The organism is Helicobacter enhydrae, from assembly GCF_001693335.1.
GTDB classification, from domain to species: domain Bacteria; phylum Campylobacterota; class Campylobacteria; order Campylobacterales; family Helicobacteraceae; genus Helicobacter_G; species Helicobacter_G enhydrae.
Genome location: NZ_CP016503.1, coordinates 1193719 through 1219041, shown reverse-complemented (window position 1 = coordinate 1219041; position 25323 = coordinate 1193719). Strand labels below are relative to the sequence as shown.

Below are 25323 nucleotides of genomic sequence, written 5' to 3'. Positions count from 1 at the left end.
CCTCAAATCTCAAAGTTGTTTTGTCCTAGAATCATTTCTGCCAACACCAAACGCATCATTGATTCTGCTACGACACTACCACGAATCGCGATACAAGGGTCGTGCCTACCTTTCAATCTCAACACCACTTCCTCCCCTAAGCGATTGATGGTTTTTTGGGGGAGAAAAATACTTGCCGTTGGCTTGAAATGCACACGCATCACAAGCTCTTCACCATTCCCGATCCCACCCAAAATGCCCCCTGAATGATTGCTCAAAAACCCATCGCGATTTTGCAAATCATTATAGGCTGATCCCCTCATTTGACTTGCTTTGATTCCTTTGCCAATCTCTACGGCTTTCACCCCATTGATCCCCATCATCGCCTCTGCCAACGCTCCATCAAGTTTGCGATACAAAGGCTCACCCAACCCTAGCAGATCCCCCCTCGCACACAAAGCCACAACCCCCCCTATGCTATCTTGACTTTGACGCACTTCTTGCAAAAGCTCAATTTGCTCAGCCTCCCTTTTTGGCGTGATAGAACAAATCTCGCTTTTGGAAGCAAAATCAAAATCTAGCTCTTCATCTTCAATGCCACCGATCCCACACACACCGCTATACACCTCAATCCCGCGACTTTTGAGGATCGGCTCGATGATCCCTGATGCCACCACACGCACCACGCTCTCTCTAGCCGAGCTTCTCCCACCACCGCGATAGTCATAATGTCCGTATTTTTGAAAATAAGTAAAATCTGCGTGAGAGGGACGCAAACACTCTCTCATCTGCTCATAATCGCTACTTTTGCAATCTGCATTTTTGATCAAAAAAGCGATAGGAGCTCCTGTTGTTTTGCCCTCAAACACACCGCTGAGTATCTCTACCTCATCTTTTTCTTTTCTCTGTGTGACGAAGTGACTGCGTCCCCCCTTCCTCCTCTCTAGCAAATCATTGATTTTTGCCCAATCCAAACCAAGACCTGAAGGCACCCCATCAAGCACCCCTCCCACACACACTCCGTGCGATTCTCCAAAAGTCGTCAATCTCAGATAATATCCAAAAGTATTCACTCGCCCTCTTTTTCCAACTGCAGGTATGCAAGTTTTGCACACTCTTGCTGTGCTTGTTTTTTGCTTTTGCCCACGCCCCTTGCATATTCTTTGCCCCCAATCCATACAGCCACTTCAAAGCTTTTTTGATGATCTGGACCCTCTTGAGCGAGCAAAACATATTCTGGAATCAACGCAAAACGCGCCTGTGTCACTTCTTGCAATGCTGTCTTAAAATCAGTGATCATCTCTTCAAAATTGATATTGCCATAGAACTCTTGTATCAAACGATTGAGGATGGCTTGGGCTTGTTTCAAGCCACTCTCCAAAAAAATCGCCCCAATCAACGCCTCAAACGCATCTGCCAAAATCGAGAGCTTTTGGCGTCCTCCATTGGCATCTTCTGCACTAGAGAGGCGGATACACTCAGGCAACCCTATCGCTTTGGCAAACTTCGCCAACCCCTCCTCATTGACAAATGCGGCTCTGATTTTAGAGAGTTTGCCCTCTTGGAAGTTTGGAAACCGCAAAAACAAATATTCTCCCACGATCAAATCCACCACCGCATCGCCCAAAAACTCCAAACGCTCATTGTTATAAGCACTCTTGCAGCTTTTGTGTGTCATCGCACAAACTAACAACTCTTTGTCATCAAAAACATATCCGATCTTTTGTTGCAATATTTCCAAATTGTTTTTTCTCATTTATTCACTCTCTTACTTGCTTCTGCTTTTGCAATCTTATCGCACCTCTCGTTTTCTGGATGCCCATTGTGTCCTTTGACCCATCGTGCCTCAATCAAATGCCTACAAGACACATCCAAAAACTCTTGCCACATTGTTGGGTTTTTGACATTTTTGAAATCCTTTTGCACCCACGATTTTAGCCAAGTATTGATACCCTCACACACATAACGCGAATCGCTATAGAGTATGATATGGCACGGAAATTTTAAAGCCTTGAGTGATTCTATCACAGCCCTTAATTCCATTTGATTATTTGTGACATTGATTTCCCCTCCGCTCAATACTTTTTCCACTTCTTGGTATCTCATAATCGCACACCACCCCCCTGCTCCCGGATTGCCCAAAGATGAGCCATCACAAAAAATCTCAACTTGCTTCATCGCATTTTTGAGGATTGACAATCAACCTCATCTCCCCAAGCTCTCCACAATTAGGACATCGGAAGCTATCAAATGGTATCTTTGTCTGACATTCAAGACAGACATACATAAATGTCGGTTGCACACTTTGTGAAGAATACCGCCCAAACAATCGTATCGTCTCTAGGGCAAAATGACTGCACCCCCTCCCCTCCAAATATCCCTTCGCCTCAAACACCTCACAGATTTGAGAACCACTAATGGCATCAAATGGCACTTGCTCTTTTTGAAAATCCCACAACAAATCAATCACTTGATCCACTTCGTTTGTGGAAATCATTTCCCAAAACAATGGTAAATCATAAAACTTCAAATACCCCAAAATCACTTTGGATAGTTTGGATTCTTGTTGCATCACCTCACAAAGCCTCTCTCGCTTTTCAGCAAATGGCATCAAAGCATCATTGATCACAATAAGAGTTTGTAGATAAAGACGCGCAAGTCGGAGCTTCGCTCTGTCCTCATTTGAGAGTGCTTCATTGAGTTCATCAAAACACTCCAAAACTTCCATAGCCTCCTTGTAGTCCCCTAGCGTTTCATATACCCTTACCAAAGCAATCAATGCGTGAGAATGGCGTGGAGCGTTTTTCAAAAGCTCGATATAGATATTTTTGGCTTGTTGCAAAAATCCAGCTTGATAATACAAATGCCCCAACTCCTCAAGGATCTCTATCTTTTCTGCAAAATCCTCCAAACGATCTAGCAAAGTCAGATAGATAGTGATTGCTTGTTGATTCTCGCCACGATTGGCATAGCTTTTTGCCAAAAACACAAGTGCGGGTAATGGATTGTGGGAGACTTTGAGCAAATCCCCGATTTCATCGCGAAACCCATTGTGCTCATAAGATTTGACCAAATCTTGCAAAGATTTTTCTTTTTGTTTTTTGCGATAGATATTGCGACCATAATCTAGCAACACAACTAGGGCAATGATCCCTAGCAGTATGGCGATGCCAAAGAGTGGATCGCGATAGATTTGTGCAATATCATTCACACTAATTCCTTATTTCAACAATAATCGCACTCGCCAACAAACGATCGTAATATTCTTGCAAAATCTTATCTTTGCGGGACAAAACAACTTGTTGCATAATCATTGGCTTGATTTGATCAAAAGGCATCAAATCATTCCCCTGCTTGTCTTTGATAAAAAACGCTAACGCCATCCCTCCGTTATTGACAATCTGTGTGAATTGTCCTTTGGGAGTTTGGGCAAACATCTGTGCGATGTTGGGATTGATCCCCTTCAAAACCACCCTTTCCTCTCGTTTTTCCACACCGCTGACTTTGGAGGAGGGGTTGTTCATCGCTCTAGCTAGTGCTTTTGGATTCTGTGAGATGTATTGCACAATCGTGACTTCTTTGGGCATACTAAATTCATCTTGATGTGTTTCATAATACCTTTTCAACTCTTTTTCATCGACAATCTTGATATTGTTTGACAAGATTTTTTGAACCAGCAATTCCTCTTGCACATAGTTTTGATAAAACGATCTTAGCTCCTCGTAAGAATACCCATCACTCACCATATTTGCCACAAACTCATCACGGCTCACCCCTTTCATATTTGCAGCCGCATCAATTTGCTGATCTATACTGATTTCATCAGCCTCAATCTGCATTCTTTGTATTTCTTGTTTTTTGAGGGCATTCAAGATGAGCAGACGCCTCGCTTCTTTTTGGGAAACCTTTTTTTGTTGCATCATCTGCGTGATCTCATACATCATAATAGGGGTATTATTGACTTTCAAAGCAATGCCATCGATGATATTCTCCGCACTCAACCCTACGATCAACCCAAATACACATAATATTTTTTTCATTGTTTTCCTTCAAATCTCATTGGCACTCTCTCTGACATCATTCAAACTACAAGCCCAAATCAATCATTTTGTGTTTTGTATTTTATCTCCAAATTATAACCCAACACCCCTTGCAAAAAATCATAATGTCAAAGTTGGTCATCTTTGGGGTTTCAAACTGCGTTTTGAACTTGGCTTGGGTTTTCTTTTGTGATTCTAGAATCTCTTGGATTCTCTTTTCAAGTCACTTTGGCAAAAGCACATTTTCTAGTTTCTCAAGCTTGGCTTGTGGTTTCTTTTAAAGTTGGTTTGTTGGGAGTTATGCTTTTTGGGTGATTTTAGAATCTAGGGTTCTTTATGAAGTTGCTTTGAGCAAACCACCCTTTATACAATTCTAGAATCTCCTAGGATCTCTCTTAAGGGGGATAAGGGGAACTTATAGCAAGCGTTCCCCTTATCCCCCTTAACAACCCCCATAACCCCAGCATTGCATTAGCAAGGCTCGTTCAAGATTACATTGATTTAGAATCCTTTTGGGTTCTACAAGGTTGGTTTGGGAGTAGTTTGCCGTACTTATTATATGAAGAAAATGATTCTTGCTGGGATATAATCCAAATTATGAAAGAAAAGAAATTTATGCAACTAAATCTTTTTGATGATTCTGATTTGGATTATGACCTCAAGGATTATGCTGACAAATCGCTTTTGATTCGCAAATATAATCCCTTTACAAAACTCGCATTTGATCCAAAGAAGCTTTCAAGCTTGGATCTTGTTGTTAAAAATTGGCTTTTTTTCCTTTTACAAAATGCCCTCAACAAAAAGAAAGAACATTTTGCCTATCGCTCAGAAAGTATTCGATTGCATTATTATGAGATTCGAAGATTCTTCAAGACTTATTATGAAGAATATAAGGGTGTTGAGATGAGACACAATTGGTTTGAGGATTTTAAATCAAGCATATCTAAACTCAAAAATATCAATTTTAAAATCTTGAATTGCTATTTGCCCGTCGTGGAAGAGATTGCCAAACAAAAGGACAAAGAGATTGCTTTGAAAGATAATTCTATGGTGGTGCTTGATTTGCAAAAAGAGAATTTCTTTTGTTCTAGCCACTTCAAAGAGGTATCTGAAGCAGAATTTAGTTTTTTGAGTAGCTGGGTGATTTTTGGCAACAAACGCCACAAGGAGATGCTTGAGTTTGAAATCACATTTCCAAAAGAAGTCGTATTTTTTGTTTCAGTGACAAGAGATTACACCAATCAGAAATTTGGAGATATTTTTGGCTTTTCAAACAAATACACTTATTGGCTCTATGAGTTGTTGCTTGAAGAGAGTGCTCGTGCAATTTCTAGAACATCAACACTGCATAGACAAGAATTTATTAATCGCGATGAGCTTGAGATCCCAGCCACAACTCTTGAAAACGCTTTTAGAATCGCTTATAGCAATAAAAAAAGCAGTGCTATCGAGGTTCTATCAGATTTAAAAAGACGCAATAAGTTAGATGAACTCAAATCCGTTTTTCCAAATTTTGATTACATTTATGACAAAGGATGTCGCACACTCAAATTCAGTGGAGTTTTGAAAAATTCCTAAATATCACTATTGTTTAATGTCAAATAATGGTTTTTAATTATTAAGTAATGTATGAAATTGTAAGAGATCTTGCAATCGCATTCTAATTCTTTTTCAGCAATTGCATCATCTACCTTTTGCGATAGTTTTGATGAAATGATAAGAATGGTGCAATAAGACTGCAAGAGTGATGATAAAAACAATTGCCCAAAAGCAAATTATGATTAGGATAGGGAGATCCACTGGGAGATAATGCGACACAAGTAAAAGAGGAAAGTCAAAAATAGACTTAAAGATTGGATTGAGATTGAAACCAACTTCTAGAGAAAAACACAAAAACAAGCAGATACCATCGTGTTTTGTCAAAAATGATTGAGCAAAAAACAATAGTCCAATCAGCCAATAAAGAATCAAAATAAAAAAAATAATTGAAGAAAGAGTGGTTAAATAACCTAAGAGTTCTTGCTGATAAGGCGTATTATCAAAAAACAGATAAATGCAAAGCATCACAAAACAATATCCACAAATGAAGCTAAGATGATATAAGTATTTAGTGTGGATTAAGATTGAAAATCTCATCATACAAGAACCAATACATAAGACAAGCACAATCGGAATAAAAAGCATAAGGCTCATAAAATCCAAAAAATGTATCAAACGCGTGTCAAATGGACTATATGCAAGAGGTGCAAAGCCAATCAGCATCATTCTGATTGCAAGATTTTTGGTTTGTTTTTGTGTATCGTGGAGAAGATTGTAGAAATACAAACATAAAATAGGCAAGAAAATAAGATAAAACAATGAGATTAGTTTGAAATGTATTTGCATTGCTTAGAATTAGAAAAATGTAAAAACCACATTGAGATGATGTGAAATATCATTGGAGGTATTTCTGAATCTATAAATATTGATGCGATATAAAATATCCACATTGACAGGTATTATTTTCCATAGTGTGATCCCTGTTTCTGCATATCCCCCAATCCTTGCTTGTTCTTGAGTTTCCCATAAAACACCAGTGCCCAAGATAAGAGCAGCAGCAGAGATTCCATGGGAAAGATGCAGATAGTTCACTAGCCCAAAAGATTGTGTCCTTGGTTTGTCAAAGGTATAGAGATATTTAAGACGCCAACCATAGATTGGTCGCCCCCATCTATTCGTTAATTCGTTTATTTCTCCAAATATTGGTGGTGGCATATAATTTACTCCTATACTACCCCCAAGGATAAGGGAAGTGTTGGAGTTTGAATCTTGAAAACTTGTATCAGAGCCGATATGAAAAGAAAGCAATTGTATTATATTGGAGATATATTCAAATTGATAATCTGCCCTTGTTTCAGAATGAATGCCTACTATCAACAAAACAAAAAGCATAAGTTTCTTTTTCATTTATTTTTCCTTAACTTGTTAGAAAAATGTAAAAACTACATTGAGATGATGTGAAATATCTCGTCCATACATATTCATTCGATACAAAATATCTACATTGACAGGTATTGTCTTCCATAGTGCAATCCCTGTTTCTGCATATATTCCATTTCTGGTTTTTTCTTGAGTTTCCCATAAAACACCAACACCCAAAGAAAGTGCAGAAGGGAACAAATAGCCATAGGACATATGCAAATAATACACTAATCCCAAAGATTGCGTCCTTGGTTTGTCAAAGGTATAGAGATATTTAAGACGCCAACCATACCTTCGCAATGGTTCGTTAATATTCACAAAATCAATCAGATAATTGATACCCATACTGCCTCCGAGAACAAGAGAAGTGTTGGAGTTTGAATCTTGGAAACTTGTAGTGGAGCCAACAAGAAAAGAATAGATTTGAAGATTATCAGAGAAAATAAGAAATTGATCATTTGAATCTGCCCTTGATTCAGAATGAATGCCTACTATCAACAAAACAAAAAGTATGAGTTTCTTTTTCATTTATTTTTCCTTAACTTGCTATAAAAATGTAAAAACCACATTGAGGTGATGTGAAATATCATTAGGGGTATTTCTGAATCTATAAATATTGATGCGATATAAAATATCCACATTAATTGGTTCTGCTTTAAATATCGTGATCCCTGTTTCTGCATATCCCCCAATCCTTGCTTGTTCTTGAGTTTCCCATAAAACACCAGTGCCCAAGACAAGAGCAGTAGAAGAGACTCCATAGGAAAGATGCAGATAGTTCACTAGCCCAAAAGATTGTGTTCTTGGTTTGTCAAAGGTATAGAGATATTTAAGACGCCAACCATAGATTGGTGGACCATGTCTCGTAACATAAATGTCTCCTATACTGCCTCCGAGAATCAGAGAGTTGCTAGAATCTGAAGAGCGAAAATTGCTATCAGAACCGACATGAAAAGAAAGTATTTGGAGATAGCTAGAGTAATAATTGAACGCATAATCTGCCCTTGATTCAGAATGAATGCCTACTATCAACAAAACAAAAAGTATGAGTTTCTTTTTCATTTATTTTTCCTTTTAGATTGCGAATCAAATATTGGAGCGACTGATTCAATAAATTTTTCTGGAGTGTGAATAGTGGTATGGGTGTTATATTGTCTCAGCAACCAAGGGATTAAGAATAAATCTGCAAATTGAAACTTACTTGAATCCTTAATTGGGACATTAATCGTACCTGACATGGTTTGATCGGCAATCCCAGGCAACAAGCCATTCCCCAAGAATCGTTGCGCCAAAAAATCCCCTCTATCATACACATTTACAATTTTTCCTCCTTTTTTCAATGCCTTGCTATTAAATTGTGCATCTTTTCTATGTGGAGTGGCTAGAAAGATGGCATTATCAATAATTTGTTTTAATTCTTTTGAAGCATACTTTACTACATTACCTCCGTGAGAGTGGGCAACAAGATTTAATGGCTCTCCTTTTTTAAGTTTCAATAACTCTTTTTTAATCATTTGAGCTAATGCCTCCCCTCCCTCTTTCCTTGCTTCAACATTATTATCTCCTTCGCCCCATTGAAAATTTTTTTGGTGATTGTCTTTTAGAGTCTTTGCCACTGCTTTTTTAAAGTCTGGTGTAAAAGTAGCAGGATCAGACCAAGTTCCATGAATAAAGATGGTGAGATTATCCCTCTCCCCATTCCCACTCATATCACCCAAGTAAGCAATCGCATTATAAGCATTCCCTTGTTTAAAAATGCTTGAGTTTGCATATCTAGCATTCCACTCTTGAGTGTTGATTGTATTGGTATTCTGATTGGCATAGTTTTTGAGCATAAAGATATTTTCTGCACTATTGCCTCTATTGATTGCATAAGCATCATTGTTTGTTTTTTCACTGATATGATGCAGTGTTTTATTGCTTGTTTCGTGGAATATAGTATTGATTGCTTCATTGGGTTTGGTTAAATCATTGGTTTTTGTATTAAATCCTATCCATTTGTCTTTTTTATTATTTCCTTTTCCACTATAGGCATAACCTTTAGAAATATTTTCATTGTTATAGAGTGTAAGAAGTGCATTAAATCCATCTTTTCCACTTGCAATTTGCACAACCTCTTGTAAAACTTCTAGCATTTCTTTAGAGTTAAGATTGGTGAGTCCATTAAGAGCGGTGATGAGATCTTGGTTTTGAGAGATGGAGGTGATGAGTGAATCAATCACAACATATCTTTGCATTTCTGTAATGAGATTGCTATCTTGATCTCTTAAAGTATTGACAATACTTTGAGTTAAGATATTGCTCCCCAATCCTCTAGTGATTTGAGCGACATTCCTTCCTAGATTCTTAAAATCATCTACAATCGTTTCTATTCCACTTGGAGATAAGAGATTGTTATCTATGATGAAAGAAGTATCAAGAGCCCTAGTGATTTTATCTTTGGTGATGAGTGAAGTGGTAGAGAGATCGGTATGCACTCCTAGAGATTGTGGAGTGTCTTGATTTGAAACAATCTCTATCTTTGCTTGAGGATTCAAACTTCCTATACTTGTATAACTCACACCCTCTTTTTCTTTTGCTTGATGTTTGTAATTGATCTGTGTATTGCCAGTGAGTTTTATTCCAATAGAGCTATTATTCCTTCTTATAGAAGTAGAGCCATAAAATCCATTAGAATCACTTGTTTCTTGATTTGTCAGATGTGTTGCTGTAATAGTTTTAGCAGAGATGGAGAGAGTGGGAGTGTTGGCTTGAGCATTGCTTGGAGCTTTTTCTTCTCCTACTCCTATCACTCCAGCCTTGATGTTTAAAGTGTCTTCTAGTACTATTTTGACACTCTCGCTTCCCAATATCTTTGCTTGAGTATTGACCCATTGTCTTTTGAAATTGGATCTATCTTTTCCTCCACCCCCACTTATTCCTCCAAGAGAAGCACCTGCATTGAGATTAAAGCTTTGAGATGTTGAGCTTTGCATATCTTGCAAACTGACTACTTCTAAATCTTTTGCTTGGATATTGACTTCTTGAGCCACAAGAGAAGAATTCATTAAAGAGACTTTTAAATCTTTTGGAGTATTGGATGGTTGTGAATAAGAACCTATGGAAATCTTTTGGGCTAAAGTATGACTTGCTACATAGTGTGCATCTGTATCTCTTCCTTTTCCCTCTCCTCCACCAGCATTGATTCCTCCAAATCCATTGCTCCCAAAGCTTATTGAAGTGTTGTAGTTTTGATTAGAATGCTTGGCATTGTAGGTGTTTTGAAGTGCTTTGATATTGATTTGTTTGTCTGCCCTATAAGAGATTTGCTGGGCTGTGAGATTGGAGCTTGCTTGAGTAATCGAATCTTTGGCATTCAAAGCGATAGAAGAAGCCAAAAGATTAGAAGAGATTTGAGAGATAGAAGAAGCAGTGGTTTTGCTATTTACTCCTTGAAAGCTTGCATGCACTCCTGCATAAAATCCCGTGCCAAAGGAGCTAGTTAAAGCACCAGCTGAACTTGCAATAGAGCTTGCAAAATTGGTGCTAACAGAAATTAAAGAAACAATGGCAAGCTTATGGTTGAGATTATAATCATTAAGAGCCTGTGCACTAATCTTTCCATCTTTATAATCTTGCTTTGCTTGATCTAATTCTCTTTTGGCTTTACTGACAACCTTGCTTGCATCTACCACATTTTTTCCTGCAAAGTAGGCATCAACATAGGCATTTCCTATCTCAACTCCTACTCGCATCACCCCTTTTTTATCTTGTATATTTTCTGTGGTGGTATCTTGACTTGAAGTGATTTCAATAGAAGAGGCGAAAGCATCAATGGAGCCTTTTGTATTGAGATTAGAGCCACGCACCAAAAGTGAATCTTTGGCAGAGGCAGTGAGATTTCCTCCAATATTTAATACACTTCCCACACTTTTTGTTTGATGCACTAAGGTTTTGTTCTCATCATCTTTAAACTCAAGCCCCATATCAAATTTTTTATCTAGATCGAAGTAGAATTTTTTAAAGTCTCTATCTTTAGAGCTAGACATACTTTCAATCGTTGAGTGAGCTTCTAAGATATGAATGGATCCACTAGATTCTAAAGTCGCATTTGAAGCAATGTTTAAAGTAGAGCCAATGATATTAAGAGAGGGGGAAGTTTGAGATTGTGCTGTGGCTTGTGATGAGTTGTTTTGATCTGTTGTTTGAATCAAAAGTGAGTTTGCATTTAGGGTGGAGGATTTCACTACAGATTCTCTTGTTTTTGTTGCTTTTGCTCTATCTTTTAATCCCCAAAACTCTTTTTTATCTCCACCTTTGCTCTCTTCTTTTGTATCCAATACATTAGAGAGGGTGAATGATTTGGAATGGATGGCTACATTTTCTTTGGCATTGATTTCTGCTCCCAAAAGCTGGACACTCTCTGATGTTTGAATGAATAAATTTTTGGCATCAAAAGATGAAAGAGTGTGGGTGAGAGAAGAGGAGAAAGAAGCATTGGAGGATTTAGAAAATCCAAATGCTCCATTATCTTGAGATTGAGAAGAGTTTTCTCTCACTTCCTTAGAAGCCAAAGAGGTGAAATGCTTCGCTTTGATTGCAATATGTTCTTCTGCCTTCAAATTGCTTCCAATAGAAAGAATATTTTCTTGTGCATTCATCACTATATTGGAAGCTTGAAGAGAGTTTCCTATTTCTTTAGAATAAAAACTTTTTTCTTCACTCATAGAGGAAGCTCCAAAGAAGTTAGAGCTATCATTTTTCTTTAAACTAGAGCTTTCTTCTTTGTCAGCAAGCAAAAAGATATTGTTGGCATTAAAAACTAAGCCATCTTTGGCTTCAAAGTTTGCTGAGGCACTAGAGAGAGTGGAAGCATTGATGTTCAAATCCCCACCAGATTTTAGAGTGCTTTGCAATAGTGTAGTGGCAGAGGAAGTGGAGTTTGAATCCCTAGTATTGATTTGTTTTAGAGCAAGAGTTTGGACAGAAAGATCTTTGGTATTTAAAGAGAGGTGTTTAGAGGCTAAAATATCGCTTGCTTTGAGAGTAATGGAGGAAGAGGCATTGATAGAGATGTGAGATCCACTCAAAAGGCTTTTGGAATGGAGGCTTTGAGATTGATAGGTAAGAGCATTATAGGTTTCAATTCCATTTTCTTGCCATTTTTGAAGATTGAATCTTATTTTTTGTGTGTATTCTTGATGTGTATTGATTGTGGATTCTAGATTCACTTCTTTGGCATTTAGAGCTAGATTTTCTTTTGCTTTGAGCGTTCCTCCAAGATTATTGATCTCTCCTTCTGAAGTGAGATAAATATTTCCTCCCTCAATGCTTCCAGAGTTTTGCAATCTTTGTTTTGTTTGAGCAAAGATATTTTCACTTGCTAAGATACTGCCTTCATTGTTAAGAGATTGTGTATTGATATAGATATTGCTTCCTTGAATTGAGGCAGGAGTAGAGATCAAAGAATGCAATGGCGTAAGAAAAGCCAACGCATTATAAGCAATCCTATTTTTAAATGTATGTTCTTGAGCAATTTGGAAGTTTGAGAGTGGCAATGTGAGAGCTTGTGCATTTCCTAGTTTGGAAAGCAAATCTAGATTTTCTTCTTTAGAAAGAAGAGAGAAGAATGCGTCTTGATTTGGAATGCTTTTCAAAAATCTCAATTTGGATTGAGTGCCTAAGTGAATAAAACGCTCTTTAAAATAAGAACTAGCAGTAAAATCTTTAGGCTCTAGAGATTGTGCCTGTGGGATTTCTTTTGGAGCGTATGCAAGATAGGGATTGAAGAATTGTTGCTTTGGAACAAGCTCTAGATTTGCAGTAATCTCAGGCAATGGTGTGGGAGTGGTATAAGAAGAAGAACTTGAATGAGCAATGCAAGTTTTTTTCCATAACCATCCACATTTTTCTGTGCGTTTATAATAGGTTGTGGTTTTAAGTTGGACAACAGGGTTAAGCAAGGATTCTTTAATGGGTAAAACTAGAGTTTCCCCTTGAATTTGTCCATATTCATTGCTTAAAGTGTCTGCTTCTATTAATAAATTGTTTTTGGCATAAAGAATAGAGGGGGTGTAAGAATTGATGACTTGAGTGTAGGTATCTCGAATATGTTCGCCTTTGGTTTTGACTATTTTGCCTTCCCAAAAAGATTGGTAATAACGCGAATGCTGTGTTTTTATATCTAGTTTGGCAATGTTAAAGACATCTTGAGCTTTGATATAGAGATCTTTGTTGGCAACAATAAAACTCTCTTGATTTTTGAGCACATCTGATTTGATTTTTATGGTTTGACCCTCTAATAAACCTCCGTTTGTGTTGTTAAGAGATGGTGCAGTGATTGTTAAATCATTTTGAGTAGCAATAATCAAATCATTGTAGATTTCCTCTCCTTGCAGATTCATTGCACCATTAGAAAGGATTAATCCATTATTATCAATCTTTTTGGCTTGAATCATCATAGAATCAAAGCCAAAGATTGCTGGACTACCATCTTTTTCCAAAGTTTCCAAAGAAGAGTCAGAAAGCTTTGTATCTTGGACTATATTTTCTTCATTGCTTGTTTGTTTGGGTGGATTTGCAATTCTTAGCTCACCATTGACATCAAGATAAAATCCCCCATCTCCTTGTTTTTGACTAGGCATTGTTGCAAGCAAGCCAGAATGCTTGATTAAAGAATTCTCTTCATTTGCAACAAGATAAATTGAGTTTGCATACACTCTTCCAAGATGTCCGACATCAAGAGCTAAGACTTGTGTAGTTTCTTCTGTATCAGATTCTTTTTTGGAGTGATTTGTGGGATGGGATAGGTTAATAGGTTGCCATAAAAGCAAGGCTCCCTTGTTGGATAGAGAAATATTATTTCTACCCAATAAAACTCTTAGTTCTTTAGCATAGAGTTCTCCATCAACTTTTAAACTTCTTGAGAGGAGATTGAGTGTATCACTTCCTAAAGCATTGAGTGAATCAATATTAATATGTCCTCTCTCTACTCTCAAAGCAAGATTGGAAATCAAAGAAGAATTGGAGTTGTGGGCATTGAATGCAGAAGGATCAATCAAAGATGAAGTGGTGAGTGTGGCTTCATTGACATTAATAAACCCACATCCATTACAAGAAATCCCATTGGGATTGGCAATTAAAAGCGAGGCTTTGTTTCCTGCTACCTCCATAAGCCCTAAAAGATTGGAGCTAGAGGTGGAAGTCACTTGATTGAGAATGAGCAAAGCATTGGAAGTGAGATTTGGATTGCCTGTGATAAATCCTGCAAGTTGTGTTGGTGTGATTGCCTCTAATGTATTATTAAATATGGCTCCTTGCTGTGCGACATTGAAATCCAAATAAAGATTGTTTGAGATTCCATTATTGTCAGGATTGGCAATGTTGATAATATCTACTCCATTAGGTGCGTGATCTAATTGTGTTTTGGAGGAAGTTGGATCAATCACAATGGGATTACTAAGTAATGGATAAAAAACCAAAAGCAAAGACAGCCAAAGATTGAGGAGTGGGCGTAGAGATTTGAAAAATCGTCTTGTAAGCTTTAGATACATCTTGTCATCCCTTCTTCTTTCTGTCATAATCTTGATAGTTAAGAAAACTATCTAAAAGTTCTTAAAAACAAAATAAATGTTTAAAGTTAAGGAGGGAGTTGAATGAAGCGGTGCTATACACCTCTTTTAATCTTATTGCTCCCCATTTTTACTCCATTGCTCTTTGCTTCTCCGCTCAATCCCTCTGATCTCACAGAAAGATTGAATCAACAAAGAAAAGAAACTCTGCTCTATGAAAATGTCCCAAAACTCAAAGGCTCTAGAATTCCCAAAGAAAATTTGAAAGATGAAGAAGAGATTAACCAGCTCAAAAAAGCGATTAAAAAACGGGATGCAATCAAAACAGATGCTCCCTGTTTTGAGATTAGTGAGATTAGACTTGAATCTTCATTGGAAAATTTCAAGAAAAAATTTTCTTTTTTGGATTCAATTCTAAAATCCTATACCCATCAATGCCTCAATCAAAACGATCTCTCCTCGCTTTTAGATGAACTTAAAATCGCCTCAATTCAAAAGGGTTATGTGACAACACTTTTTGGTCTAAAACCACAAAATCTTAAAAAAGGTGTCCTTCAAATCAACCTTGAAAGCTCCGTCATAGGACAAATTCAAATCAATGATCCTAGCTTGATTGCATTCTGGGGAAAAGATTTTGGATTAAATGTTGGAGATATTTTAAATATTGAGCCTCTTGAAAGAGGAATTTACAACTATAAGCGATTAAGAACTCTAAGTCCTAGATTTTTTATCCAAGCTCTCCCCTCTGTTGATGATGTTGCTCAAACACAGATTAACATCATCTTTGATCAAAAGAAGCTTTTTGGAATCAGATTTCCTTTTTATTTCAATGCAAGTGTGGATAATGCTGGTTCGCAAGGAAGTGGAATGTATCAAACATCATTCCAAGCAGGACTTGAGAATGTTTTATCTCTCAATGAAGTTCTTAATGGCTATGTTGTTTTTAGTCCAAAATGGAAGAAAAATGCTCACAATTTTTACTCCTCGCTTGATTTTTCAATCCCATTTAGAAGAGTTTTGTTCTCTGTAAGCGGATCTTATGCTTTTTATGCTTATCCACTTGAGTTTGTCGGACAATCATTGAAATATCACGGATATTCTGCCAATTTTGATTTAAAAACAAAAATTTTGGCTTATATGGACAATCTCAACCAAGTTTCTGTGAGTCTTGGATTAGGAAAACGATGGGCAAAGAATTTTTTGGAGACAATCGAGTTAATCCCCCAAAGAAGAAATCTCACTAATGTCTATGCTTCATTGGATTATCTAAGATACTTTCAAAATGGAGCAACTCTCAATCTAAGCCTTGGAATCAAGCAAGGAATAAAGGCTTTAGGCTCAATGTCTAATTTCCCATCAAATGAAAAAAATCTTCCAAATTTCTTTTATACGCTCCCCACCCTTGATGTTTATATGCTTTATCCAATGTCTTGGGGGGAACATCGGTTAGTTTATACAAGCTTATTAAAAACACAAGTCTCGAGGACACAGCTTTATGCGAGTGAAAAGATGGGATTGGGCGGGATCTATAGTGTGAGAGGATTTGATAGCAATGTTTTAAGTGGAGATTTTGGGGTGCTTAATCGTAATGATTTGAGTTATTTTTTGCCATCTTTGTATGGAGTGAGCTTTGCACCAAGCTTGTGTGTTGATATGGGGTATGTCAAGGAGATTTATACTCCTTCTGCGTTTGCAACAAAAGGATTTGTGAGTGGTGGTGGAATTGGAGTTAAGATTAGCTACAAAGATTATTTGCAAACGCAAATTTGGGGATATATGCCCTTTTATCACTCAGACAAACAAAGATTTAAATACTTATATCTTTCTTTGGGGGTTGGATTTTAATACAAGTATATTTTGCACAATCTTTCAATATCAATAATATATCCTTAATAATTCTTATTAGACAAAGAACATAAGAAATAAAATTTTGGATACGATGTTTTGGGGCTTGCAAGGCTCTTTAAGGTTTGATTTTTTCAATCAGCATATAAACTTTTTCATAAAACCTCGCAAATTAGGCACTTCAAGCCTTGTTTATCTGAAAACTTTGATTTTCATAACTAAAATTTGAGGATTGAAATTTTGATGGTTTTTGATTTAAAGCTTGAGTTTGATCATCAAGCTATCATTTCTTTTTTGAAGAGATTTGTGATTTTTTAATTACTGCAAATAAAGTCTTATTTTATAAAGCAAAAGAATTATACGAATTATTGGGTATTAAAAACAATAAGCTTTCTTGAACCTTTTTGCGTGAAAATCTCTTGCTGGTGTGCCAAATCTAGTATTTATGGTATGCTTTTGCTAAGGGGAGAATATCATTTTCTTTTGGAGTTAATCAAATCGCTATTTGTTGATAAGGAAATATCGTGTGGAATGTAGAGTTTGTCAATGAAAAAGCTAAAAGCGAGTTTGTAGAATTACCCCAAGAACTTTTGGCTCGTGGAACTAGGATTATTGAATTGTTGGAAAGAAAGGGAAATGCTGTAGGTGAGCCACACACAAAAAATATAGGCGATGGATTGTTTGAAATACGCATAAAAGCAAGTAATAGAATCGCTAGAAGCATTTATTGCTATGAAGTCAATAAAAGAATTATTGTTTTGCTAACTTTCATAAAAAAGAGCAATAAAATACCGAAGAATATGTTAGATTTAGCAAAGATTAAAGGATTTTAAACATGGCAACCATTAAATTTAGTGAAGTCAAAAAAGAGCTTATGCAAAACCCAGAATTTAAAAAAGAGTATGAAGCATTAGGCGATGAATTTAATGCGATTGAGGCTTTGATTGATACGAGGAATAAAGCCAAACTTACACAAGCACAAGTTGCTGAAAAAATGGGCATCACGCAATCTGCTGTCGCTAAAATAGAAAGCGGAGCGTGGAATATCAAATTTAGCACCTTTTCAAACTATTTAAAAGCTTGTGGGCAAAGAGTTGCTATAACTAAATTATCTTAGAATAAAGAAAGGGGGGCGGAACACTTGGCTCTCTTAAAGAAACGCTTTTAAGATACAGCAAGATTGGATTTATTTCATACCCCAACTCTCTTAGAACAGAAAAAGGTGCAAATTGTGCTGACATTTGCTCTGCTGACATTTGTGGATATTTTTTGACTTGATTGTTTTGTAGTCTAAATCTAGTATATCGTTATAAGCATCTGGGATAAATGCGGAAACCCCGAAGGGTGGCATCGACTAAGCGATGCGTGAGGACTATCCGTCTTCATAGCCTCGAATCCTTGAAATTGTGACAAAGAAAGGTAAATTGCAAAAGCCCATAGCCTTAGAATCAGCAAGCAATCACAAAACAAAACAGAAAATAAATGATTTTAGAATAAGTTGCGGAGGAGAATTTTATTTCAGTGTGTATAAAAAGAATAAGAAAGGGTCATCAGCCAAACACTAACACCCTTACTTGCGAATAATATACATAATGTTGTTTTCAGTGCTTTGCAAAGCGAATCAGACTCACATACCAAACCGCAGAAATCAAAAAACATCTTGCATTTGAAAGGGTTTGAGAATCCATACAAACAACCACCAAGAGAATTGTTGCAAAAACTCTTAAAATGAATAAGTGAAAATCCTTTTAACCACCTTGAGCCAAATTAAAGCAACAGCACAACAGAATCTAGCTCATTTGGGTTAAAATGTTTGAATTTTTTGGTTAGATTCTATAAAATTGGATAAATTTTTAATGCTTTAAAAAAATTAGGAAAAATTATGTATAATGCAATCTACAACTTACACCTATATGGTTGTAACCAAATCTCCTTTGGAGATTTGGACTAATGAGAGTCAATGCTTATATTGATGGCTTCAACTTATATTATGCAATCAAACAACTCAAAACACCTTTGTTTAAATGGATTGATTTAAAAAAACTCTGCGAAAATTATCTAAAAGATTCAGATCAACTCATTGATGTATATCTCTTCACAGCATTGGTGAAATATAATCCAGCAAATCCTCAACAAACAAAGCGACAAAAAATATATCTTAAGGCTCAGCAATCTCGTGGAATAAAAATTATTCTAGGGAGATTTAAAAGCAAGTATCCATTTTGTAAGAATTGCAATACAACCTATCATTCCTATGAGGAAAAAGAGAGTGATATCAACATAGCTATTCAATTGATAGAAGATGCCTATGAGAATAGATTTGATAAGGCTTTCGTAATCACTGCAGATACAGATTTATCTTCAACATTATCAAGAGTAAGAATGCTTTTCCCTCAAAAGAATATTATTCTCCTTGTTCCACCATTGAAACTTAAAGAAGCTAGAGATCTTACTTCTTGTAATCGTTGGATTGAAATCAAAAAAAGCCACATCAAAAAATCTCTCTTACCAGAGAATATATATTTTAATGGAGAAAAAATTTGTATTCCTCAAGAATGGAGATAAGGCAATAGCACAACAGAATCTAGCCCATTTGGATTAAAATGTTTGAATTTTTTGGTTAGATTCTATAAAAAGCTCAAGATAACTTAAAAACTTTATTAGGAGTTTTAAGTTAGTCCGATGAAAAACAAGTATATATTTCGTTCCTTCAATTTCTGAAAAGAAATTTCGTGAAATTTTAGAGTATTTTTGTCTTGATATTGAAGCTTCAAAAATATCAAAATTAAGTGGAATTTCTAGAATTACACTCAATAATCTGGTAGCGATTATTACTTTCGTGACAGAAAGAATAAAATATTCAATTACTTAAAAATCATTTTGGAAGAATTTCTAGGATAAATGCGGAAACCCCGAAGGGTGCCATTGCAAAGCAAGGCGTGAGACCATCCGACTTCATAGCCTCGAATCCTTGAAATTGTGACAAATAAAAGCAAATATTTTTTTAAATATCTTTCGGAGCTACAAGTAATAGGTGAATTACTCCCAAGAAGCAAGGGTTTTATTACTTAGGATCTTAGTCAAACACTCTAGCAATTCTCCCCCCTTGTTTCAGACACCAAATGACGCCTCGAATAGACAACATCTAGATAATTCATAAATTCTTTAATATATTAAAACATTCTATTAATATTAAAAAATATTTTTATATTTTTTAATATATCTATTGTATGATTTTTGATTTAAATCAGGAGCAGAAATGAAAATTGCTGTATTAAACAAAAAAGGCGGGACAGGAAAAACTCCAATCTCAATGAGTTTGGCAATCGATCTGAAATTAAATATTGCCACAAATGACACCTCAGTTCTTGGATATTTCTCAAGTCAAGAAGACCATTATTTCTTTGGAAAATATTCTTTTGTCTCGGATCTAGATCTAGAAACATTTCAAATGTCAGAAAATCAAATCTTTGATTTTGGAGGATGGACGCACAAAGGAGTTGTCAATGTGATCAAGCAATGCAATAAAATTCTTATCCCCTGTAGTGCAGAAAATCCAAATTCTGTTTTACAAACAGCCTCCACAATCGCAGAACTTAAAGATTTCAATTCCAAAATCATTGTCATCATTACAATGCACGAAAAAGATGGAGAGTTTGAAATAAAACAAAATGAACTGAAAGAATATTTTGACTTGCCAATTATGCCTCTCAAAAAATCAAAGATTTTTCATAATGTGATTGCCAAGGGATTGAGTGTCAAAGAGATTTATTCTGAAAATCATGCTTCTAGACATATCTATAGAAACATCTACCCACAATATGACGCATTGCTAAATTTAGTAAAATTTCTTTAATGTTTAAAATATTTTCTTATATTCAATAAAATATAAAAAACAATATAAAAAGGATAAAAATGAGTGACAAAGTGACATTAAAAGATATGATCCAAACACCAATGAATATCACACAATATACAGAACAACCCAGTAAAAAAGTCGGCAGACCAAGTGGAAGAAAACGCAATCATATTGTAACTATCTACTGCACTGAGGAAGAAAAACACATACTTCAAAAAGAGGCAAACGAAAAGGGACTTGGTTTAACCCAATATGCACGAATGAAAATTTTTGGATTGTAGAAGTTTTTCAATACAAAAAGAAAGACTCCAAAAGATCCAAGCAATACTCAAGCCAATACTCCACTCTTAAAACTTTGAGAGTTCTGCACATAATTGCATTTTAGAACACAAATTTTTATTAGAATACTGGACATAGAAGCTTGGGCATAAAACCTTAAGAATATTGATAGACTTTAAGGCAACCCCCAAGTGTTATAGAGCCACAATAAACATAGAAATGTAAAGTGGCTCTCAAGCTCATATGGGAGATCATATTAAAGGCGACCTAGAAGAGCATATTGATTATCTAAAAACAACTTTGCCTCATTTCAAAAAAATAAATTTACCAAAATCCCAATTAAACTTTCTTTTGCATTATTATCTCCTATATTTTAATATTTAAAATATTTTCTTATATTCAATAAAATATAAAAAACAATATAAAAAGGATAAAAATGAGCGACAAAGTGACCTTAAAAGATATGATCCAAACACCAATGAATATCACACAATATACAGAACAACCCAGCAAAAAAGTCGGAAGACCAAAAAGACTCCAAAAGATCCAAGCAATACTTAAGCCAATACCCCACTCTTTCTATCCAAGTTCTCTTACAATTTAATACATTACTTAATAATTAAAAACCATTATTTGATATTAAACAATAGTGATATTTAGGAATGTTTCAAAACTCCACTGAATTTGAGTGTGCGACATCCTTTGTCATAAATGTAATCAAAATTTGGAAAAACGGATTAAATCTGATAGAACAGAAATCAAAAAAGAGTTGGGAGTTTGGTTTCAAGATAGTGTTGCCCCTTAGTGGAATGGAACTCCACTAAGGGAAATTTACACTCCCCGAAAGGAGGGCAAATATGAAAGCAATACTTATTATAGCACTGCCATTATAGCTTATTTTAATAACAAAAAGCATTTTAGTTTAGAATTAGCTTTTTTAAACAATTCAAAAAGGAGCGACAATGAAAGAAATTAACAACACAAGCACCTTGGATTCACACAATGATCTAATGGCGAAATTGCCATTATATGAATTAAACGCAGGTGCAATCAATCTTTTAACGGTCATAATGGCAAATCTCTATGACAAAGAAAATAGCGAAGTGACATTTACTGCAAATCAACTATTAATGATTACAGGAATGAAGGACAAAAAACGGCTATATAGCTATATCGAAGAAATCGCTCAAGTTCTATATAACTTAGACTTGAAATATGTCGACGAAGAGCCATACAAATTTAGCGTTGGTTCAAGAAAAGTTATTAAAAGACTAAGACTCTTCATAGAATATTCTTTTGACAGAGAATATAGAAGCGATTTTGAATTGACAGTCAAGGTCAATGATAGTTTTTTGTTTTTCTTCAACAAATTGGAAAAGAACTTTTTTAATGTAGCATACAACAATGTCAAGCTTTTAACAAAAGCACCTTCAAAGATTCTGTTTTACAATATGATGAGATACAAGGGGACTGGGAAAATCATTATGGATGAAAGAGAATTTGCCATATTGCTTGGTGCTTCAGAAACAGAGTTGGAAACAAGGAATTATAAAAGAAATATAGAGACCGCTATTGAAGAAATCGAAACAAAAATGAAAACAAAAATCAATGTATCAAGGAAAAAAACTCTTGACAAAAACTCAATTCTCACAATCGATTTTAATCCCAAAGACTTGAAAAATAAAGAGTGATCGCCCTATCTCTTAGGTGAGGGTAATCCACCTTCAAGGCTTTTTAAAATTTAATTGATATAATCTTGACAATTTAGAGATCTTACCGCTATGAATAGTGGGTGCTTGTTTAGAATCTAGGCAAGAGGACACTCTAAATTCCCATAATTGTGAGCAATTAGAATAAGGGAGTGAAAACAACAGGGAGCCAAAAGCTCCCAACTGCTAAAATGCTTTTGTAATTAACACAAAAGCCACTAGCAGTGCTATAATTAGCGTTGTGTTTCGCATAGTTTGCTCCTCCTTTCGAGGAGTGCAAATTTCCCTTAGTGGAGCCTCTATTCCACTAAGGAACAACACTCCACAAACGAATTCTACAATTTTTCCCTTTGCAAAAGTTCTTAGCAATCAGCAAACTAACCATTGTGATATGACATTGGAGAATCTTTATACGCAGTTTATTGTCAAAGGCAATGAAAATTTCAAAGACAAGACTAGAAAAATACAAGTGGATTGCTCTTATGCGATAAGGCTAGAAAATGGTTTGGTAAGGCTTTCTTTGCTTAAATAGCCTAAATACCTATTTGGGATTGACTGATTCAAAGCAAAAAAGAGGGGGGCAGGAAGCCCCAACCTTGCTAAAGTTTTTGCTCCATTCAGATTTGAACCCAAAGAATACAAACTTGAGATAGAATTTGAACTTAATAAGGCTTAGCTATGTTTGTTTATAGCTTACTCCTTGTTTCGCTTATCGCTCCCAACAGGGAGCAAAACCTAAACTAAAATCATCAAAGTATCAAAAATTTTTAGAAAAAAGCAAAGCAACTTATCAAAGCATACCAAGATCAGCAAACTATCTTTAGGATTTTTACAAATTCACAAACACACATTCCAAGCCCCCAAGTTAATGCTATTTTACGCCCCTAGCAACCAATCACACTTTTTCAAATTCTTTCCAAAAAAAGAAAAAGGACTGGGATCTTAAATCTTCTTAGTCGTCCATTCCTTTTTTTCACCATTTCCTAAATCCTCATTTGTTTGAGAATCAGGCAAAACACCTTGATTATCCGAAACTCCAATTTCTTTCATAAGCTCTTCAGCGGTAGGTTCTGCATATTTTGTAAGCTTCCCACATTTTTAATGAATTTCAATGGATTGTTGAGCAAAATCATTTCCAAATTGTCCAGTTTCTTTTTTTCATATCCTAGTAGCTGGAATCCTCTTTCTAAAATTTCCAACATATTGTTTTTTACAATTTCTTGTGTCAATCCATCAAGCTCTTTTTCTTCATTTTCTATCATACTGATACTTTTGATTTTGTATTGATTGAAAAAATCCACCTCTTGCTGAAAAGTCTCACGCGTGTATGAAGTAAAGAATAGGTTTTCATATTCAAAATTAAGTCCTTTGAATCCATCTTCATCAAAAGGAATTTCAATGCGATTTGTCCTATAGATCTGATTGAATACTATTGTCGGAGCCTCAAGTTTTTTGATGCGTTTGGGATACATTTTGTTCCACAGCAGTAAATTTTCAATGATTTTTTTGCTAGATGTGATTTTAGCGTTATTCTCCATCTCGTCGTTTTCCATAGCTTGAGAGATGTTTTGAAGTGCTTGGACAAGATGTGCTACATTTTCTGTCTTTTCAAATTCTGCCAGCACAGACTTAATATTTAAAAGACTCTCTTCTCCACCATTGAAATAGTGCCGATTTCCCTTTGTCAATTCCTTAAGACTATCGCCAATGTTTTTAATCAGCGATTTCATTACATTTTCTTGACCTATTTTTTGGATTAATGCCTTAATTGACTTTCTAATGTCTTTCATCCTAGAGAGCTCTTCTTGCCTATCCCGAACAAGCAAGTCAAAAGCTTCCCTAAATTCATCGTGTATGTAATGAACGAAGAAGTGATCACTCAAAGTTGGATACCAACTAAATTTATTTTTTCTGTCTTAATCTTGCAGAGCCAAACATTTTATAAGCAAGAAAAACATATCAATAACCCAGCAATCTATACAAAGATTATATTTTGTATGTGTTTTGTATATAAAAGATATTGCTTTGTATATTGAAAATAATACTTTGTATAGCAGAAGTATAGTTTCTTATATCAAGAGTATTATTTTCTATATAAAAAGTATTGCTATGAGTAAAATCTTTTTTCAATGTTGATGGATTTGAGTAAAGCTACATTGATTTTTTCTACTGGCTAGGCAAACAAACTTTTTCTTTTTTTGGAAATTATGATACAATTTCAATCTAATATTAGCCCATTGGCTTTCGTTATAATCGCTGGAAAGCTTGGGCATTTTTTTCAATTTGCTATTCAGAAAATTATATTTTTATATTCCCTCTCAACAATAACATCACTATGTATTTTAAATCCATCGGAAAGTATTAATCCTTCTTTTAGATGTGCTATTTTTACTTGAATTCCACAAATTCTTGCACATTTTAGTGCTGGGATAATATCTGTGTCTTTTGAAAAAACCAAGATACTATCTACAAGCTTATTGTAAGAAAGATGAGCTATATCAAGCCCCATTAACATATCAACTTGTTTTTGTTGAAAATTTCCATTAATGTATTTTAATTTTCCCAATCTTAACGCACAATATGGACTTTGTGCAATTCCATTAATAAATTCTTCTATCTCTTTTTTTCTTGGATGTTCAGATATATTTTGTGCAGGATCTGCTTCTAATGGCATAGAAGTATAAAAGAAAATTCTATAAAGATATTCATTTGGCTCTAGAAAAAAATTCAAAAAATAGATGATATGATCTTTATTGTTATAGTCAATATATCTATTATTGCTTATAAAATTTGGATCATGTTGTCTGATAAATCGTTGAGCTTTTTCTATATCTTTTCTTAAATTTTCCCAATCTACGAAAATTGCAATTTTGTTTCTTTCAATACTGGGTTGAATTGTATTTTGATTGTTGGTTTGAGTTTGATTTTCCATATCTGCAATATTGCCTTTAGTGTATTTAATAAGACAATCATTATACCAAAACTCCATTCCTTAAAACCACTGCCAAAATACAACTTATTATTAATTTATATATCAAGGAAACAAATGGAGCTATTTATTTTTATAGTTTGCACAATATTATTTGTGCAAGGCTTCTTAG

General features: G+C 35.3%; 21 protein-coding genes and 1 pseudogene. 10 read left to right on the top strand and 12 right to left on the bottom strand.

Translation table 11 applies throughout. The features are described 5' to 3' along the window. Positions 1-2: 2 nt before the first annotated feature. Genes aroC through BBW65_RS05865 form a run of 5 tightly spaced genes read right to left on the bottom strand, consistent with a single transcriptional unit; the run spans position 3 to position 4019 of the window. Positions 3-1052 carry a chorismate synthase gene (gene aroC, locus BBW65_RS05885; RefSeq protein WP_066340991.1) on the bottom strand — a complete coding sequence of 350 codons (1050 nt, stop codon included), beginning with the start codon at positions 1050-1052 and terminating at the stop codon, positions 3-5. Then, positions 1049-1735 carry a ribonuclease III gene (gene rnc, locus BBW65_RS05880; protein WP_066340989.1) on the bottom strand — a complete coding sequence of 229 codons (687 nt, stop codon included), beginning with the start codon at positions 1733-1735 and terminating at the stop codon, positions 1049-1051. The genes aroC and rnc overlap by 4 nt, the downstream gene beginning before the upstream one ends. Beyond that, positions 1732-2157: a ribonuclease HI gene (rnhA, locus tag BBW65_RS05875; protein ID WP_066341843.1), complete on the bottom strand. Its 426-nt coding sequence runs from the start codon at positions 2155-2157 to the stop codon at positions 1732-1734. Before rnhA ends, rnc begins: the two co-directional genes overlap by 4 nt. After that, positions 2144-3190, bottom strand: a complete 1047-nt coding sequence (locus BBW65_RS05870) for a tetratricopeptide repeat protein (RefSeq protein WP_199919404.1) — start codon at positions 3188-3190, stop codon at positions 2144-2146. The genes rnhA and BBW65_RS05870 overlap by 14 nt, the downstream gene beginning before the upstream one ends. A 1-nt stretch (position 3191) precedes the next feature. Further along, positions 3192-4019 (bottom strand): peptidyl-prolyl cis-trans isomerase, encoded by an 828-nt coding sequence (locus BBW65_RS05865; RefSeq protein WP_199919403.1) that lies wholly within the window; start codon positions 4017-4019, stop codon positions 3192-3194. A 615-nt stretch (positions 4020-4634) separates the two neighbouring features. Here BBW65_RS05865 and BBW65_RS05855 point away from each other — a divergent pair. Beyond that, positions 4635-5597 carry a hypothetical protein gene (locus BBW65_RS05855; RefSeq protein ID WP_066340974.1) on the top strand — a complete coding sequence of 321 codons (963 nt, stop codon included), beginning with the start codon at positions 4635-4637 and terminating at the stop codon, positions 5595-5597. A gap of 105 nt (positions 5598-5702) precedes the next feature. On the opposite strand, the gene BBW65_RS05850 is transcribed toward BBW65_RS05855, so the two are convergent. From BBW65_RS05850 to BBW65_RS05830, 5 genes are read right to left on the bottom strand one after another with little or no spacing between them, the layout of a single operon-like run. Beyond that, a complete protein-coding gene (locus BBW65_RS05850) occupies positions 5703-6404 on the bottom strand; it encodes a hypothetical protein (RefSeq protein ID WP_066340972.1) in 702 nt (233 codons plus the stop codon). 9 nt (positions 6405-6413) lie between these two features. Beyond that, on the bottom strand, positions 6414-6965 hold the full coding sequence (locus BBW65_RS05845; protein ID WP_066340963.1) for a hypothetical protein: 552 nt from the start codon (positions 6963-6965) through the stop codon (positions 6414-6416). 18 nt (positions 6966-6983) lie between these two features. After that, a complete protein-coding gene (locus tag BBW65_RS05840; protein WP_066338565.1) occupies positions 6984-7508 on the bottom strand; it encodes a hypothetical protein in 525 nt (174 codons plus the stop codon). An 18-nt stretch (positions 7509-7526) separates the two neighbouring features. Further along, on the bottom strand, positions 7527-8042 hold the full coding sequence (locus BBW65_RS05835) for a hypothetical protein (RefSeq protein ID WP_066340960.1): 516 nt from the start codon (positions 8040-8042) through the stop codon (positions 7527-7529). Further along, entirely contained in the window at positions 8039-14512 is a 6474-nt protein-coding gene (locus tag BBW65_RS05830) for a two-partner secretion domain-containing protein (RefSeq protein ID WP_066340958.1), read from the bottom strand. The genes BBW65_RS05835 and BBW65_RS05830 overlap by 4 nt, the downstream gene beginning before the upstream one ends. Before the next feature lie 102 nt (positions 14513-14614). Between BBW65_RS05830 and BBW65_RS05825 the strand changes: the two genes are divergently transcribed. From BBW65_RS05825 to BBW65_RS07890, 9 genes and pseudogenes are all read left to right on the top strand, one after another. Then, positions 14615-16375 (top strand): ShlB/FhaC/HecB family hemolysin secretion/activation protein, encoded by a 1761-nt coding sequence (locus tag BBW65_RS05825; protein ID WP_066340956.1) that lies wholly within the window; start codon positions 14615-14617, stop codon positions 16373-16375. Between the two features lie 524 nt (positions 16376-16899). After that, the gene (locus BBW65_RS05820) at positions 16900-17208 is read left to right on the top strand and encodes a type II toxin-antitoxin system RelE/ParE family toxin (protein ID WP_083986096.1); all 309 of its coding nucleotides are present in this window, start codon (positions 16900-16902) and stop codon (positions 17206-17208) included. A 2-nt stretch (positions 17209-17210) separates the two neighbouring features. Further along, positions 17211-17492, top strand: coding sequence for a helix-turn-helix domain-containing protein (locus tag BBW65_RS05815; protein WP_066340954.1), 282 nt, complete (start codon positions 17211-17213; stop codon positions 17490-17492). An 833-nt stretch (positions 17493-18325) separates the two neighbouring features. Beyond that, on the top strand, positions 18326-18940 hold the full coding sequence (locus tag BBW65_RS05810; RefSeq protein ID WP_066340952.1) for an NYN domain-containing protein: 615 nt from the start codon (positions 18326-18328) through the stop codon (positions 18938-18940). A 117-nt stretch (positions 18941-19057) separates the two neighbouring features. Beyond that, positions 19058-19199, top strand: a pseudogene (locus BBW65_RS08035) (IS1595 family transposase); the annotation flags it as partial. Positions 19200-19634: 435 nt separating this feature from the next. Continuing rightward, complete coding sequence (locus BBW65_RS05805; protein ID WP_066340950.1) at positions 19635-20231, top strand: P-loop NTPase family protein; 597 nt, start codon at positions 19635-19637, stop codon at positions 20229-20231. Between the two features lie 59 nt (positions 20232-20290). Beyond that, the gene (locus tag BBW65_RS05800) at positions 20291-20515 is read left to right on the top strand and encodes a plasmid mobilization protein (protein ID WP_066340948.1); all 225 of its coding nucleotides are present in this window, start codon (positions 20291-20293) and stop codon (positions 20513-20515) included. Between the two features lie 960 nt (positions 20516-21475). After that, on the top strand, positions 21476-22204 hold the full coding sequence (locus BBW65_RS05795) for a replication initiation protein (RefSeq protein WP_066340946.1): 729 nt from the start codon (positions 21476-21478) through the stop codon (positions 22202-22204). Between the two features lie 409 nt (positions 22205-22613). After that, positions 22614-22754: a hypothetical protein gene (locus tag BBW65_RS07890; protein ID WP_199919401.1), complete on the top strand. Its 141-nt coding sequence runs from the start codon at positions 22614-22616 to the stop codon at positions 22752-22754. A 514-nt stretch (positions 22755-23268) separates the two neighbouring features. On the opposite strand, the gene BBW65_RS05785 is transcribed toward BBW65_RS07890, so the two are convergent. Both BBW65_RS05785 and BBW65_RS05780 read right to left on the bottom strand, forming a co-directional pair. Further along, positions 23269-24012: a hypothetical protein gene (locus tag BBW65_RS05785; RefSeq protein WP_199919400.1), complete on the bottom strand. Its 744-nt coding sequence runs from the start codon at positions 24010-24012 to the stop codon at positions 23269-23271. A 500-nt stretch (positions 24013-24512) separates the two neighbouring features. Then, complete coding sequence (locus BBW65_RS05780; RefSeq protein WP_066340940.1) at positions 24513-25211, bottom strand: NYN domain-containing protein; 699 nt, start codon at positions 25209-25211, stop codon at positions 24513-24515. Between the last annotated feature and the right edge of the window lie 112 nt (positions 25212-25323).

What these genes read in the sequence shown, in the direction of transcription:
- rnc (WP_066340989.1), bottom strand. Translation starts at nt 1,735, where the DNA reads ATGAGAAAAAACAATTTGGAAATATTGCAACAAAAGATCGGATATGTT.
- rnhA (WP_066341843.1), bottom strand. Translation starts at nt 2,157, where the DNA reads ATGAAGCAAGTTGAGATTTTTTGTGATGGCTCATCTTTGGGCAATCCG.
- BBW65_RS05865 (WP_199919403.1), bottom strand. Translation starts at nt 4,019, where the DNA reads ATGAAAAAAATATTATGTGTATTTGGGTTGATCGTAGGGTTGAGTGCG.
- BBW65_RS05855 (WP_066340974.1), top strand. Translation starts at nt 4,635, where the DNA reads ATGCAACTAAATCTTTTTGATGATTCTGATTTGGATTATGACCTCAAG.
- BBW65_RS05850 (WP_066340972.1), bottom strand. Translation starts at nt 6,404, where the DNA reads ATGCAAATACATTTCAAACTAATCTCATTGTTTTATCTTATTTTCTTG.
- BBW65_RS05845 (WP_066340963.1), bottom strand. Translation starts at nt 6,965, where the DNA reads ATGAAAAAGAAACTTATGCTTTTTGTTTTGTTGATAGTAGGCATTCAT.
- BBW65_RS05840 (WP_066338565.1), bottom strand. Translation starts at nt 7,508, where the DNA reads ATGAAAAAGAAACTCATACTTTTTGTTTTGTTGATAGTAGGCATTCAT.
- BBW65_RS05835 (WP_066340960.1), bottom strand. Translation starts at nt 8,042, where the DNA reads ATGAAAAAGAAACTCATACTTTTTGTTTTGTTGATAGTAGGCATTCAT.
- BBW65_RS05830 (WP_066340958.1), bottom strand. Translation starts at nt 14,512, where the DNA reads ATGTATCTAAAGCTTACAAGACGATTTTTCAAATCTCTACGCCCACTC.
- BBW65_RS05825 (WP_066340956.1), top strand. Translation starts at nt 14,615, where the DNA reads ATGAAGCGGTGCTATACACCTCTTTTAATCTTATTGCTCCCCATTTTT.
- BBW65_RS05815 (WP_066340954.1), top strand. Translation starts at nt 17,211, where the DNA reads ATGGCAACCATTAAATTTAGTGAAGTCAAAAAAGAGCTTATGCAAAAC.
- BBW65_RS05810 (WP_066340952.1), top strand. Translation starts at nt 18,326, where the DNA reads ATGAGAGTCAATGCTTATATTGATGGCTTCAACTTATATTATGCAATC.
- BBW65_RS05805 (WP_066340950.1), top strand. Translation starts at nt 19,635, where the DNA reads ATGAAAATTGCTGTATTAAACAAAAAAGGCGGGACAGGAAAAACTCCA.
- BBW65_RS05800 (WP_066340948.1), top strand. Translation starts at nt 20,291, where the DNA reads ATGAGTGACAAAGTGACATTAAAAGATATGATCCAAACACCAATGAAT.
- BBW65_RS05795 (WP_066340946.1), top strand. Translation starts at nt 21,476, where the DNA reads ATGAAAGAAATTAACAACACAAGCACCTTGGATTCACACAATGATCTA.
- BBW65_RS07890 (WP_199919401.1), top strand. Translation starts at nt 22,614, where the DNA reads ATGACATTGGAGAATCTTTATACGCAGTTTATTGTCAAAGGCAATGAA.
- BBW65_RS05785 (WP_199919400.1), bottom strand. Translation starts at nt 24,012, where the DNA reads ATGAAAGACATTAGAAAGTCAATTAAGGCATTAATCCAAAAAATAGGT.
- BBW65_RS05780 (WP_066340940.1), bottom strand. Translation starts at nt 25,211, where the DNA reads ATGGAGTTTTGGTATAATGATTGTCTTATTAAATACACTAAAGGCAAT.